Source organism: Microcystis sp. 0824 (genome assembly GCF_003112475.1).
Lineage (GTDB): Bacteria > Cyanobacteriota > Cyanobacteriia > Cyanobacteriales > Microcystaceae > Microcystis > Microcystis aeruginosa_C.
Genome location: NZ_BDSM01000027.1, coordinates 105,605 through 120,513 on the forward strand (window position 1 = coordinate 105,605; position 14,909 = coordinate 120,513).

11 protein-coding genes are annotated in these 14,909 nt (G+C 43.6%); 6 read left to right on the forward strand and 5 right to left on the reverse strand.

The annotated features are described in order from the left end of the window. The first annotated feature begins 40 nt into the window (after positions 1-40). Together N0824_RS12155 and N0824_RS12160 are read left to right on the forward strand one after the other, a co-directional pair. A complete protein-coding gene (locus tag N0824_RS12155; protein WP_108936937.1) occupies positions 41-2,266 on the forward strand; it encodes a glycosyltransferase family 2 protein in 2,226 nt (741 codons plus the stop codon). A gap of 171 nt (positions 2,267-2,437) precedes the next feature. Beyond that, entirely contained in the window at positions 2,438-4,054 is a 1,617-nt protein-coding gene (locus N0824_RS12160; RefSeq protein ID WP_108936938.1) for a hypothetical protein, read from the forward strand. 6 nt (positions 4,055-4,060) lie between these two features. Here N0824_RS12160 and N0824_RS12165 read toward each other — a convergent pair whose 3' ends face one another. Further along, complete coding sequence (locus N0824_RS12165; protein ID WP_108936939.1) at positions 4,061-4,807, reverse strand: DUF4079 domain-containing protein; 747 nt, start codon at positions 4,805-4,807, stop codon at positions 4,061-4,063. A gap of 313 nt (positions 4,808-5,120) precedes the next feature. On the opposite strand from N0824_RS12165, the gene N0824_RS12170 reads away from it, so the two are divergent. After that, complete coding sequence (locus tag N0824_RS12170; protein ID WP_108936940.1) at positions 5,121-6,611, forward strand: UDP-N-acetylmuramoyl-L-alanyl-D-glutamate--2,6-diaminopimelate ligase; 1,491 nt, start codon at positions 5,121-5,123, stop codon at positions 6,609-6,611. A 731-nt stretch (positions 6,612-7,342) separates the two neighbouring features. Further along, on the forward strand, positions 7,343-8,929 hold the full coding sequence (locus N0824_RS12175; RefSeq protein ID WP_108936941.1) for a serine/threonine-protein kinase: 1,587 nt from the start codon (positions 7,343-7,345) through the stop codon (positions 8,927-8,929). 300 nt (positions 8,930-9,229) lie between these two features. Here N0824_RS12175 and N0824_RS12180 read toward each other — a convergent pair whose 3' ends face one another. Next, positions 9,230-10,270: a fatty acid desaturase gene (locus tag N0824_RS12180; RefSeq protein WP_108936942.1), complete on the reverse strand. Its 1,041-nt coding sequence runs from the start codon at positions 10,268-10,270 to the stop codon at positions 9,230-9,232. Between the two features lie 277 nt (positions 10,271-10,547). After that, positions 10,548-11,462 (reverse strand): Sll0314/Alr1548 family TPR repeat-containing protein, encoded by a 915-nt coding sequence (locus N0824_RS12185; RefSeq protein ID WP_108936943.1) that lies wholly within the window; start codon positions 11,460-11,462, stop codon positions 10,548-10,550. Positions 11,463-11,547: 85 nt separating this feature from the next. Here N0824_RS12185 and N0824_RS12190 point away from each other — a divergent pair, with 85 nt between their 5' ends. Continuing rightward, entirely contained in the window at positions 11,548-12,195 is a 648-nt protein-coding gene (locus N0824_RS12190) for an ABC transporter ATP-binding protein (RefSeq protein ID WP_108936944.1), read from the forward strand. A gap of 183 nt (positions 12,196-12,378) precedes the next feature. Beyond that, on the forward strand, positions 12,379-13,056 hold the full coding sequence (rsmG, locus tag N0824_RS12200) for a 16S rRNA (guanine(527)-N(7))-methyltransferase RsmG (protein WP_108936945.1): 678 nt from the start codon (positions 12,379-12,381) through the stop codon (positions 13,054-13,056). A 2-nt stretch (positions 13,057-13,058) separates the two neighbouring features. Here the strand turns inward: rsmG and cax are convergent, their stop codons facing one another. Beyond that, positions 13,059-14,147, reverse strand: a complete 1,089-nt coding sequence (cax, locus tag N0824_RS12205) for a calcium/proton exchanger (RefSeq protein WP_108936946.1) — start codon at positions 14,145-14,147, stop codon at positions 13,059-13,061. Positions 14,148-14,173: 26 nt separating this feature from the next. Further along, positions 14,174-14,797 (reverse strand): YdcF family protein, encoded by a 624-nt coding sequence (locus tag N0824_RS12210; protein ID WP_108936947.1) that lies wholly within the window; start codon positions 14,795-14,797, stop codon positions 14,174-14,176. Between the last annotated feature and the right edge of the window lie 112 nt (positions 14,798-14,909).

The window sequence follows — 14,909 nt, forward strand, 5'->3', positions numbered from 1 at the left end:
TGTAAAATGTAGTTAGATTTATTTGCTCAGAAGAGGATTCATGTCTAACCAAGAATCGATTTTTCCATTCCCTCAAAAACCAGTGTATTCCTCCGTATTCAAGTCGATTTTAGCGATAATATCAGTTATTTTAATTATGTTAGCAGTGATCGGCGGGGTAATGATGGTCAGTTTATCATTATCTTGGCCGGAAGACAATATTTATCGATTACTCCTTGGCTTAGTAGAAGATTTTTTTAACCCCCTTGCTTGGATTAAAGTTCCCACGGTTGCTCATAGCTATCAATTATTATTACCCACGGTTATCCTGCTAATTTTTACGCAGTTAATCATGTTCTTGTCTCCGCATCCGCAAGTTTGGTCAAGATTAGTCATTATTTCTATCACTCTCGCTATCACTCTGCGATATCTACTCTGGAGGATTCTGGAAACTTTAAATCTTTCTACTCCTCTCAATGGCTTTTTTAGTTTACTGCTTTTAGGCGTTGAGATGATGGTTTTAAGTGGTAGCATAATTCAGTTAGTTTTAGTCTTAACCACGAAAGATAGACGCAAAGAAGCTGATTTTTATAGCCAAGCAGTAATCGATAAACAATATTTACCGACGGTAGATATCCTCATTCCCACCTATAATGAGCCAGCCTTCATCTTAAAAAGAACTGTTATCGGTTGTCAAGCCCTTAATTATCCCCATAAAAATATTTATATCCTCGATGATACCCAGAGGTCAGAAATTTATGAATTAGCAGAAAAATTAAATTGTTATTATCTGACTCGTGAGGATAGAAAAAATGCTAAAGCAGGTAATTTAAACCATGCTCTCAAACAAACCCAAGGGGAATTAGTGGTGGTTTTTGATGCAGATTTTATCCCTTGTCAGAACTTTCTAGAAAGAACTATTGGCTGGTTTCAAAACCCAAAAATTGCCCTAGTGCAAACACCGCAAAGCTTTTATAATGCCGATCCTATTGCCCATAACTTAGGTTTAGAAAATATCGTTACTCCCGATGAAGAATTATTTTATCGTCATATCCAACCAGCTAAAGATGGGGTGGGTAGTCCTGTCTGTGCTGGCACTTCTTTTATTGTCAGAAGAAAAGCCTTAGAGAAAGTGGGATATTTTAATATAGAATCTATTAGTGAAGACTATTTTACTGGGATTGCTATCTCTGCCAAAGGTTATGAAGTTATTTACTTAAATGAAAAACTCAGTGCTGGTTTATCTGCTGAAAGTTTATCAGCTTATTTACGGCAAAGATTACGCTGGGCAAGGGGAACTTTACAGGCCTTTTTTATCAAAGCTAATCCCCTAAAAATTGCGGGACTAACTCTACCCCAAAGATTGGCACACTTAGAAGGACTTTTATCTTGGTTTTCTCCCTTAGCTCGTTTATTTTCTCTGCTGATTCCTCTCCTTTATACCTTTGGTTACATCGTACCTTTGAACATTACCATTGATGAGACAATCTATATCTTTTTACCCTACATGATGCTGCAGTTAGCCACTTATCACTGGTTAAATTCTCGCTCGCGCTCAATTGTTTTTTCTGAGGTACTATCGATGATTATTTGTGTACCTACATCCCTAACAGTTCTCCATGTTCTTTGGAAACCCTTTGACAAAGGATTTCAGGTGACACCGAAGGGAATTGCTCGCCAAAATTATCAATATAATTGGCACTTATCCTACCCATTACTGTTTTTTCTCACCATTACTTTAATTAGTATTTTCTTTAATTTACACCATCACAATTATCAAGAAAGTCCCATAAATTTTGGCTTGATTTTGGCTATATATAATGTGGTTATTATCATGACTGCTCTGGTGGCTTTATTGGAAGCTCCCCTCACCCTAGAAACTCAATATCAAATGCTGGAATCTCCTGTTAACTTGATCACAGAATCGGATATAATTATACAGGGCAATCTAAAAAAACTTTCGGAAATAGGAGCAAAAATTCACCTAGGGGAACCCATCTACTCAGAAAAATTACTCCTAGATATTTTAGGCGAAGATTTGCGCCTATCGGCTCATCTAGTCAATCTAGAAAAACGAGGAAAAATCTGGCAAGCGACTCTTAAATTCCAGCCACTTACCCTATCAGAGCAAAGAAAATTAATTACTTTTCTATTCTGTCGTCCCCTGCGCTGGCAACCAAAAAATACGGCGGGAGAATTACAATCACTTTGGTTGTTAATTATCAGCTTTTTTCGGGGGATAGGCTTGATTTGGCGGGCAGTTATGAATCGAAAAACAGCCCTTTAGTTTATTCAAAAGTCGAAAATACTTATCGAAAAATTACTGGCTGACTATTCTATTAACTGGCTTTTGTTTGTGATTTTACTTACAGTGCTATTCTTGTATTCTCACATTTGTCACTTGACCAAAACTTGACAGTATTATAATAAAAGTAACCATTCTTAGATGGACTGGCCCATGAACAATCGTTTATACCTTCACCTGATGGCTAATAGGGAAAAAGGGTTTGCCTTGGCTCTTGCCCTGTTAATTGGAGTTATCATAATGGGAACAGGAATAACTATGATGATGCGCGTCCAAGGGGATCAATCGAAAGTAATTGCCCAAAAATCCCGGGCTGATAGTTTAAGAAGTTCCGAAGCTGGAGTGGCTCGCGTGCGGGATTTACTCAATAGCATTCGAGTTATGGCAACGGTTCCCAGTAATTGTACTTCCGGCGATTGTTGGCAGAGAGCCGAAATACCCACTGGTAATCCTAGTACCAATTTCCAAAGAGATTTAAAAAAATTAGCCATTGCCACCGCCTGTGGTAATACCAATCGTAATAACGAAATTGCCTACAAAATCCTCGCACCCACAGGACAACGAGCAGTAAATCCAGGATTAAGAGATTTGGCTAGTGGTGAATGGTTTGATCTAGGTAATAATCGTTATTATCGCGTGGTTGGATACAATTTTACCCCAATATCTGACCCCAATATTTTGGGTTGGGGAGTTCTCACCCTCGAAGGACTTTCCCGCAAAAGTGCCGCAACAGACCTAACTAACATTGATATCAATAGAGATAGTGGCGATAATGCCGCCTCGCGTAACCGCGTGGTGGTAACTATCCCTATCAAGCCTTCCCTTCCCCTCGCATTCACTCGTACCACGGTTCCCGCTTTGTGGATAAGGGAGGGAGCCCCGGAAGATGAAGGTCAAACTGGCCAGATTACGGTCAGCAATCCAAATTATTCTGGCGGTGCTAAATTTCAGGGGGATGTGGTTATGAGCGACACCACGGAGGCGACAGGATTTGTCGAGGAGACAGGAACTTTGCGACCGAACCTAGAATGTCATATTAACCAAAATAATATTGAACAGCCCACACCCGCACCCAATACCCCCTACAAAGCGCAATTTGTCGGTGTGCCGGAGGAGAGGCTTGATTTCCCCAATTTACCGGAGCCTCCCAACGGTATTACAAACCTAGGAGACCTTACCAGTCCTCTTTTGCCTGCTAAAGAAACTTTTCCCAGACAGGGAGACACACCCACTACTCGCACGATTAACGGTCAAAGCGTACAGGTGTACGAGTATATCGTTAATAATATCAACTTGAGTGGTAACGATAAGATCACCATTACTCCGGGGCAACGGGTAGTTTTTTATGTTAAAGGTAATATTGATGGTGAGATCGAACACAATTGTGGTAAAGTGACTGGCTGTAAACCGGGCAATCTACAAATTTATGCCGATAATGGATTAGGTGCCGCCGCGCCGCAAATTTGTCTGAGAGTGGGTCAAAAGCAAAGACTAGAAGCGTTTATCTTTGCTCCTGCCTATTCCCTCGGTAAAACCGGTAACGGTGATTTCGTCGGTGCCGCCTGGGGTAAAAATTGGGGCAAAATTTCAACCTGTGCCCCAAATAGCGGCGAAGTTGCTGTGATACAAGGAGTAGAATGGACTGACTTAATCGAAAACCTGAAACCCAATCCCTTAAACACTTTGCCCCAACTTGGTAAGATTGCCAATTGGTTTGAGGAACCCATACCCTCTCCCTCTCCCTCTCCTTCACCCTCTCCCAGTCCCTAAAAAAGTTTAGCTTATCGGGTTGATGAGGGGGGTTGAGGATTTCGGTTCAGGACAGGTTTTATTGGTGAAATCACAGCGATAAATTGCCGGTTTTTGCCAACTGAGGGGAATTTCCAGCAAATCCCTGGAACCGGTCATCGCTTGTCCCAGAAAGAGAGCCAGAGCGATACAATTGAGGATTGTATGGGCAATGCGCCAACGATGGGAACGGTCTTTATAGATATCTTCGACAATGGCCAGAGAAAAAATCATCAGTAATGATGCGGCCATACCGATATAGTAGTGGGACCAGTACCATTGGGGCGAGAGTCGCCAGACCCCATCCTGAGAACCGATAATAATTAAACCCATGCCAGTCAAGGTGGCAAAAATTCCGCGCCAGAGGCCTTGTCTAGCGCGGTAGAGACAGACCAAAGAGGCAATGGTGACAAAAAACATCAAAATCACAAAAACAACCTGAAAGGAGTCTAATTTTCCCTCTTTTTGTTTATCGACAAAACCATTAAAACCGTAAACGACCGAGTAAGCTAGTGCTAACAGGTTAACCCCTACCACTGTACCCGTTAACCAGCGGCCTAAGCGTAGATGTTCTGGCCCGACCACTGGGGGAATTTTACTTTTATTTCCCGCGTTGGTTTCTAGGCGACGTTGACGGTTTTGCCAAGCAAAGTTAACTACGAGGCCGATAATGGGGAAAACGACCACTATCGCTAGGACAGGATGAATGAGAGCCAGAAAATCGACGAATTGCATATAAATATCCCGAAAATAGTCAGTAGTTGACAAGCTATAGCCTTGTTTTTTTTAGCTTATCGCAGATATCAGGAGGCAAAAGGCAAAAGGCAGGAGATAGGGTGATAGGGTGTTTTGGGGTGATAGGGTGATGAGACAGCTTCCCCACTTCCCCACTTCCCCACTTCCCCACTTCCCCACTTCCCCACTTCCCCACACCCCACACCCCACACCCCACACCCCACACCCCACACCCCACTTCCCATTTCGGCCTAGGAACCTCTTTGATTATCGGCTAATCTAAAAGCAGCAATCCCTAGATTCAATCCTGACTATGAAACTACAAGAACTTTTAACAACTATCCCTCTGGTTTCCCCGATTTCTTCTCCTATCGCTTCTATTACCGAGATTACAGGAATTTCCACCAATTCCCATGCTTGTCAACCGGGAGATTTATTTATCGGTTTACCCGGTACTCGCGTCGATGGCGGCGAATTTTGGCGTTCTGCTTTGGAAACTGGGGCCGTAGCGGCGCTTATCTCCCCGGCAGCCGCAGCTAAATTTCCCCCCCCGGAGGATGCTTGCGTAATCGTTGTGGCAGATTTAGTTACTGCCACTGCTGCGATCGCTGCTAAATTTTATCATTATCCGGCCCTTACCCTAAAATTAATCGGTGTGACGGGAACCAACGGCAAAACCACCACCACCCATTTAATTGAATATTTTCTCAGCCAAGCAAAGATTCCCACCGCTTTATTCGGGACTCTTTACACCCGTTGGCAAGGATTCCAAGAAACCGCCAATCATACCACTCCTTTCGCTAACGAGTTACAAGCTAGTTTGGCCAAAGCGGTGAGCGCCGGCAATGAAATCGCCGTCATGGAAGTTAGTTCCCATGCACTGGCCCAGGGACGGGTACAGGGTTGTACTTTTCCCGTGACGGTGTTTACTAATCTCACCCGGGACCATCTCGATTATCACCTCGATATGGAGGATTATTTTGCCGCTAAAGCTAAATTATTTAGTCCCGATTATCTGCAAGGTAAGGCGATTATTAACCTTGATGATGAATATGGTCAACGTTTAGCGGCCTCCCTGTCTCCCCAACAGGTTTTAACCTATAGTGTGTCCGATCCTAGTGCCGATTTTTATACTAAGGATTTACACTATCAACCCACGGGAGTGGAAGGGGTGATGGTGACTCCCCAAGGGGAAATAGCCTTTGCTTCCCCTCTGGTGGGTCAATATAATCTGGCTAACCTCTTGGCGGCGGTGGCGGCAGTGTTAGAATGTGGTGTAGATTTAGAGACAGTAATCGCCCAAATTCCCCAGTTTTCAGGAGTACCGGGGCGGATGGAACGGGTTAGCATCGCTCCCGACCAAGATATCAGCGTCATTGTCGATTATGCCCATACTCCCGACAGTTTAGAGAATGTTTTAAAAGCAACACGTCCCTTTATTTCTGGTCGGATGATTTGTGTTTTTGGTTGTGGCGGCGATCGAGATCGGACAAAACGGCCGTTAATGGGGAAAATAGCGGCCGAATTAGCAGATTTAGCCCTAGTTACCTCCGATAATCCCCGCACAGAGTCTCCCGAACGAATCCTTGAGGATATTATCGCTGGCATTCCCCCAGAAATTACCGTGCAGGTAATTAGCGATCGCGCTTTGGCCATTGACACGGCGATTCAAGCAGCACAACCGGGAGACGGAGTAATTATTGCGGGTAAAGGTCACGAAGATTATCAAATTTTGGGGACGGAAAAAATCCATTTCGATGACCGCGAACAGGCCCGGGCCGCTTTGATGAAAGTAAAAAAGTGATTAGGGGATAGGGATGAGGGGATGATAAACATGGTTACATTAGGGATAAGGGTTTTCGGCGATTGTAAGTATCTAAGCACAATTAATTACACATCTAAGCCACTACTTCGTCAGACTTCTGATGCGAGGAAACAGTGAACTGAAAACTCAAATCCGATCCCTAATAGCTGTACCCCGTCTCCCGTCTCCTGTCTCCTGTCTCGACTAGGAAATTAATTTTGCACGACTACTTAGTAGATATGTATGAGGGTAAGTTCAGGTATTTAAACTGCGTATTAGATACTTTAGTACAAATGCTCAAACTTTCTCTCCCTGCTCTCTTCTCCCTTCTCTCCCGCAATTTTAACGAGTAATTTAGATAGCCAATGTTAAAGTCTGTGATAGACTGGGGTAGTTTAGGTGAAAATTCCAGTTAGCAAGCAACCTCTGTCTTGATAAGTTGCCCCTACGTTAACTAAGCAATGACAGTAAAAGGCGTTGTTTTAGTCGATAACCAAGACTACGGGAGCGCTTTGATTGTCTATAGCGGTAAGCGCTTGAGTGAGATACAGACCAAGCTTTGCCTAGCATGGTTTATAGCTCGTGATACTGTACCTCATACGACTGCACACCGCTATAAAGCTTCTTTATGGTTTTAGACTCTGGTAAGTCCCCTCTCTTGAGGAGAATCTCGAAAGAGTGCATTGTTAAACTGTGTTAGCAAAAAAGTATTGGTCAACTGGTGACTCTATATGACCTACTGCCTTAATCCCGACTGTCCTCAACCGAAAAACGCCCCAAAAGCGTTAATCTGCGAGAGTTGCGGTTCAAAACTTCTTCTGCACGACCGCTATCAGATCCTAGGCATTTTAGGGAAAGGAGGGTTTGGGGCAACCTTTGTCTCATCGGATTTGTCCCTACCAGGTAACCCCCTATGTGTGGTTAAACAACTGCGACCTTCCACTGACGATCCTAATGTTTTTCAGATGGCCAGGGAACTTTTTGAGCGAGAAGCGGAAACCCTGGGAAAACTGGGCGTTCATCCGCAGGTTCCCCGATTATTGGACTATTTTGAAGATAATCAACAGTTTTATCTAGTTCAAGAATACGTTAAAGGTAATAATCTGCACCAAGAGGTAAAAAAACGCGGACCGTTTAGCGAAGCGGGAGTCAAACAGTTTTTAAGTGAACTGTTGCCGATTTTGAAATATATCCACAAACAAAAGGTAATTCATCGGGATATCAAACCCGCTAACCTAATTCTTCGGCAAACGGATCGAAAATTGGTTCTGATTGACTTTGGGGCTGTCAAAAATCAAGTTAACACTATTATCGTCAATGTCAATTCTCAAACTGCCTTCACTAATTTTGCCGTGGGTACCCAAGGTTTTGCCCCTCCCGAACAGATGGCCATGCGTCCGGTCTATGCTAGTGATATCTATGCCGTGGGAGTTACCTGTATCTATCTACTCACGGGCAGATCTCCTAAAGCTATCGAAGTTGATGTCAATACAGGTGAATTACTCTGGGAAAAATTAGTCAAGGTGAGTCCCCAGTTTGCTAAAGTCCTGAAAACAATGCTGGAAGTCTCCGTCCGTCATCGCTACAAATCCGCCCAAGAGGTAATGGATGCTTTAGACATGACCGCTTATGCCGATAGTCTAGCCCAAAGTTTAATCGCGGCTCCAATGATTACTTCCCCGAAACCACCACAAGATTCAGTCCCAATAGCCACTTCCTCCGTTTCTGGCCCTCTCAACTCTAAATTTCGCCCCAAAAATAAAAAACTAGAGGCCTCTCCAGATAATCTGCCGGGGGGACAGATGACCTTTTTAACAACCAATACAAAAATATCATACAGAAACAAAGACCAGAGCAGCGTAGATATAACCTTATCCAAGAGAAAACGCCGCTTAGATGAAAACGCGATTCTCGATGCTTACAATAACGGCCGGCGCAATTTTGCCCAGGAGGAATTATCGCATCTCAATCTGTCTAAAGCAAAACTTTTGGGGGTAAATTTCTTTCAATGCAAATTAACAGGCACTAATTTACAAGGGGCGGATCTGTCCAATGCGGATCTGGGCCGGACTAATCTCAGTCAAGCTATTCTCAAAAATACCAATTTAAATAATGCCTATCTCGGTTATGCAGACCTGGAAGAGTCCGATTTACGCGGGGCGAATCTCACCGGAGCCAATCTTCGCTATGCTCATCTCAAAAACGCTAATCTTTGCGGGGCTAATCTCTCTGATGCCCAAGTAACTCGAGAACAAATCGCCCTAGCAAAAACCAATTGGTTAACAGTTATGCCCAATGGTAAACGCGGTTCTTGGTAATCTTTCCTTATGAATTATGAATTATGAATTATGAATTATGAATTATGAATTATGAATTATGAATTATGAATTATGAATTGGGGAGCAGGGAGCTTTTTTCAGTGTTGCCAAAGGCACGGCGTAGCCGTCCAGTAAACAGTGGCCAGTAAACAATAATCAGTAATCAGTGAAAAGACAGTAGGAAAATTCGATTTAATACTGTCACTTAAAACTCAAATCTGATAACTGATAACTGATAACTGATAACTGATAACTGATAACTGATAACTGATAACTGATAACTGATAACTGATAACTGATTTAACCGCGACTTTCCTTAAAGGTTTTGTAAGCGGTTTCGGAGTCGAAAATATGGCAATAATCAACAATTCGCTTCATTAATGCCCAAGAAAACTTAGTTTCTTTCAGGTGACTCCCCCAATTTTCTTTGAGACTAGCGTGAACTTTGCGGAGGTTATAGGAAGGAATCGCCGTCGAGATATGATGGGGGATATGGACATTAATATCGTGACAGAGAATTTCTACCCAACGGGGATAGCTACAGTGAACCGTTCCCTCTAGTTGTGCTAAAGCTTGATTCCAGTCTTCGGGATAGGAAAATTGAATATCGGGGTCTGTGTGATGAACAAGGGTAAAGGTACTCATCCAAAAATGATAGACAAACCAAGGCACCACCCAAAATTTAACGAACCCCCAGACACCAGTGTAGAAAATTAGGGTTGGGAACAAAATAGCGGCAAAAACTAGGACGACAATCATCGAAAAGCGGGCTTTGTCCCGTTCGTTCTCTTTGAATTGTTCGATGTTGAAGTGTAGAATAGCCCAGTGGGCGATCGAACCGAGCCACCAGAAACGACCGCGAATGCCGCGATAAAAGAGACGCACTAGGGGATTGGCCGAGTTAAAAGCTTCTAATTCCCAAGGATCCCAAGCATTATCTATCGTTACCATGTTAGTTTTAGCATGGTGGCGATCATGGAGGAAACGCCAGCAGTGGAAGGGATAGATAAGCGGTAAGAGGAAAATATGACCGACAAGATCATTAACCCAGGGTCGATTGGAAAAAGACCGATGACCGCAATCATGGGCGATCACAAAGAATCCCGTTAAAGCTGTACCAGTGAAAATCCAAGCTAAAGGCAGTAAATACCAGGGAGAATAAACTAGCATTGCATAACCGGCAATGACCGCCAAAATATTCGTAATCACACCAAACCAAGCTTTAACTGGGTCTTTCTGGAAATATTCTTTGGGAATGCTTTTAATAATATCTTTCAGTTTAAAGTCTGGCTCGATCGAGGTGATCAACTCCCCATGCAATTTATCCGTCGTTGCCGTCATGAAATCTCCAATTACACTTAGGTGAACCCTTGACAATAAATCAGCTAGGAGGTTTAGCCAAATTCTGCTCTATACCACAAGCCAATTTTTTTGTCAATATATTTTTAACTTTAATTAATAAACTTCCGCGAAGCTTAATAATCCTTTACTTTATATAACATAAGAGGGGATTTTCTGTTTTGGCAAAATTTGCCCCTTGCCTCTTGCCTCTTGGCTCTTGCCTTCAGAAGCTGATAACTGAAAAAAAACCTAAATATTGACTATTTCTAGGCATTTTTTAACGATTAGCGGTGCTTTCTAGGGATTTAATCTCCTCCTGTACCTTACGGTGTTCGCGATTTAACTGTTTTTTAACTGATTCGGGGAGTTGTTCCTGTTTTTTCAGGGCATTATTAAAGTAATCTAGTGCCAGTTTCAAAGAGCCAGTATTTTTATCCGTATTGCCTTGAATTCTCAGGATTTGACCCTTCAGATACATTAATTCCGGATTATCGGGGGTCGCTTTCAGAGCGTTATCGATAAACCGCAAAGCCTGATCATACTGCTTTAAATCCCGGTAAGCTAGAGCTATACCTCGATCGACCAAGTAATCAGGACTTCCATAGGTTTCTAACCTTTCAATTGCCTCTTGGGGACTAGAAAAGGGTAGATTAACCGCTAAAATCAAATCCATATAACCCTTTAACAGGTTCAATTCCGGATCCGTAGGATTAGCCTTTTCTGCGGTTTCCAAATACTGAAACACCTGTTGTAATCTGGGGATGGCCGATACTGCTCCTTCGGTTTGAAAAACGTAGGTTCCCTCCAAAAAACTCCCCACCGCGAGATACAAATTTCCCCTTAAAGGGTCACTGTCCTGCATTTGTTTGGCCGCTGCCTTAGTTTTCTCGGAGTAGGTTTTTAGGGTGTTCCAATCCTGGTCAGTAAAAGCAAGAGAGGCACGCATAGCATGGGCCAAAGGTTCTTGAGGTTCCTTTTCCGTGGCCTCAACAATTAATTTTTTTGCCTCTAGATAATTACCTTGTTTAAAAATAGCGTTAAAAGCGGCCTCGGTCTTATCCCCAATCGGTCGGGGATTGGTTTTCCGGAAAGGATCTCCAGCTAACCCAGGACCAATCCAGTTAACCATTACCATAACAGCCAGGGAAGCACCGATCGCCATTTTTTGGGTTAAACCTAACCTAAGCACCATGGTCAAAAGTCTCCTTGAGCGAATCAAAAAATCTGTCACAATAGAAACGGGTTTCTAGACTTAATTTCCAGTTATTTTCCAGTCAATGCTTTATCTCAAAGATGTGGTTTATCATCCTCCCGCTGCCCTCAATCCCATTTTACAGGGGATTAATCTCGAATTAGCACCCCAAGAATTAGGTCTGATTGTTGGCCCCAGTGGTTCCGGAAAAACGACTCTTTTGGAAATTTTAGCAGGCTTTGCCGATAAAACAGGAGGGACGATTCACTGGCGCGACCAAGAATTAACGGTGCTGCACCTGCAACAATTAGGAGGAATCGTTTTTCAGTTTCCCGAACGTCATTTTTGCGGTAAAACTATCCTTGAGGAGTTGCGTCTCGGTCATCCGGAGATTAAAAGCGATCGCCTAACAGAGGCCCTAAAGGAGGTAGGATTAGAAAATATTCCTCTGGATACTTCTCCCCACAATCTTAGTGGGGGTCAACAGCGTCGTTTATCTCTCGCTGTCCAGTTAATCCGGCAGCCTAATCTGTTACTTCTCGATGAACCTACGGCCGGTTTAGATTGGTCTATGCGTCGTCAATTGGCCAAACTTCTCGCTAGTCTCAAACAACACTGGACTTTATTAGTAGTTAGTCACGATGCCGGGGAATTACTCCCCATTGCTGACCGTCACTGGAAAATTGAACAAGGACATTTGAGGGAAGTAAAAAGTGAAAAAACAGATAGTTGAGATTTTAGGGTTTTGGGGTGTTGGGGTTTTAGGGTGTTGGGGTTTTTAGTTGAAATTACCCACTTCCCCATTCCCCCATTTCCCCACTTCCCCACTTCCCTATCTCCCCCACTTCATAATTCATAATTCATAATTCATAATTCCCACACCCCACCAACAAACTTTTTTAGCAAACCCGAATTAATGATCCTTCCTGAATTATTTGACCTTTGGCAAGAAACCCTAGAATGGCAACCCGATGGGGCCCAACAAGCGCGATTTCAACAACTTTATGAGTTGATTTTAGAGGGTAATCAACGTTTTAATCTCACCCGAATTACCCAACCGGAGGAGTTTTGGGAAAAACATCTTTGGGATTCTTTATCGGGTTTAGCTTGGTTGCAAAAATCCCAGCCAGATCTATTGACAAAATCCCTATCAGTCATTGATTTGGGGACCGGGGCCGGATTTCCGGGGGTGCCAATTGCGATCGCATATCCCCATTGGTCGGTGACTCTCTTGGATTCCACCCAAAAAAAGATTAATTTTCTTGAAGAAGTTATTGACAAATTAGAGTTAAATAACACGAAAACTCGTTTAGGTCGGGCGGAAATCGTCGGGAAAAACCTTAAACATAACTGTGCTTACGATATCGTCTGTTTGCGAGCGGTAGGTAATGTGGATATCTGTGTTAACTATGCTTTGCCTTTCCTGAAAAAGACCGGAATCGCTATCCTCTATCGTGGTCAGTGGTCCGCGCAGGATAGTTTAAGTTTAGAGGAGAATCTAGGGAAAGCTCGCGGTAAAATCCTCGAAATTGCCAGTTTTACCACTCCCTTAAGCCAAAGCATCCGTCATTGTCTATATATCGGCAAGGGATAACGTTAAGCGGTGAGAGGATGGAAAAAGAAAGCCAAGGCCAGGATAGCATAGGTAGCTAAGAGTAACATTCCCTCTAACCAATTTGATCGCCCATCACTACTAATCGAATTAGCCAACCACACCGCTACAGCCACTGCTACCAACTCAAAGGGATTAAAATTTAAATCCATGGGCTGACCGATAATATAACCCATGATAACCAAAACCGGAGCCACAAACAGGGCGATCTGCATACTGGAACCGACGGCCACAGATACCGATAGATCCATTTTATTCTTAAGAGCGACGGTGACAGCCGTAGCGTGTTCGGCCGCATTACCGATAATAGGCAAAAGAATCACCCCGGTAAACAGCGCCGTTAAACCTAGCTGTTCCGTAGCCTCCTCTAGGGATGCCACCAATAACTCCGATTCTACGGCCACGGCGATGGTAACGATCAATAAAATCAAAGACCAAAACCAGATTTTCGGCTTTGCGGTGCTTTCTCTGGCGCTTTCCTCCTCGATACCGGCAATCCCGACATCGTAGAGATAGGTGTGGGTTTTCATGGAAAATAAGAGACTTAAACCATAGACGAAAATTAACACCGCTGCCACGGCCACGGATAGACGTTGCAGGACTGCTTCCCCGACTCCCGTGGAGGTAAATTGCACGGCAGTGGGTAAAAGGAGCGCCACCACCGCCAAATTCATGGCCGAGGCATTTAAACGAGCGGTTATCGGTTGAAATTCCTGTTCTTTGAAGCGTAAACCGCCTAAAAACATCGATAATCCCATAACTAAGAGTAAATTACCGATAATTGAGCCAGTAATCGTCGCTTTTACCACATCGATAAAACCTTCCCGCAAAGCGACATAGGCAAGAATTAATTCTGTGGCATTGCCAAAGGTGGCATTCATCAAACCGCCAATATTTGGCCCAACCACCACCGCAATCGCTTCCGTGGCTTCCCCCATGTAGGCCGCTAGGGGGATAATGGCTAGACAAGCGGTGATAAAAACTACCGTTCCGCCCCAGTGTAACAGGGAACCGGCGATCGATAGCGGCACAAAAATCAATAGGATGGCGAAAATGATATTTTTGCTGAACATAAAGTGGGTATTTTGTCAAGATAATTTTATTTCGATCGGAGATGGGGACTAGAATCGGATTCTAGCCAAAATTCCCCAGTAGAACCGGTTATTATCCATAATATTGCCCTAAAACCGTCTCTGAGGGACTTTTCTAGGGGTTCGGGGGGTGATTGGGAGGGAACAGTCACCGGTTTAATCATAATTCCGCGACTACCAAAAACAATTTCTCCCACTAATCGCGCCCTTCTCATGTGATTATCGGAAGTGACTAGATAGACACTATCAACACCTTGGGCTTTCAGTTGATCGGCTAGGCTAGTAAAGTTAGTGACAGTATCTCGCGCATTGTAATCGAGATGGAGACGTTCTGGAGAAATTCCCGCTTTTTTAAAAATCTTTCTCACATATCGTCGCGGACTACCGGAAGACACCCAAATCGGTAGATCGGGATATTCCTTAGCCAATTTTGCCGCAAAACGTTCTCGATCGGCATGACCTCCCAAAACAAAAATCGCTTCCGGTTTTAGCCACTGCTGACGCAAATCGTAGTATAACCAGCCTAAACTCGCCAAAATTAGCGGAATAGCCAGCAATTTTAACCTAGATTTGCCTAACTTCCCTTTCAGAGAAACTCGCTTTTTTCTGCGAGAATTAGCCTTGAGAACCATATATCAGTGATCGGTGAGCGGTTGTCAGCCTTCAGCTTTGTGGATTAAAGTGATCGAGGGTGAGGATCATCGAACTCACATTGACGTGGGAGATAGGGATTTTATTCCCTAA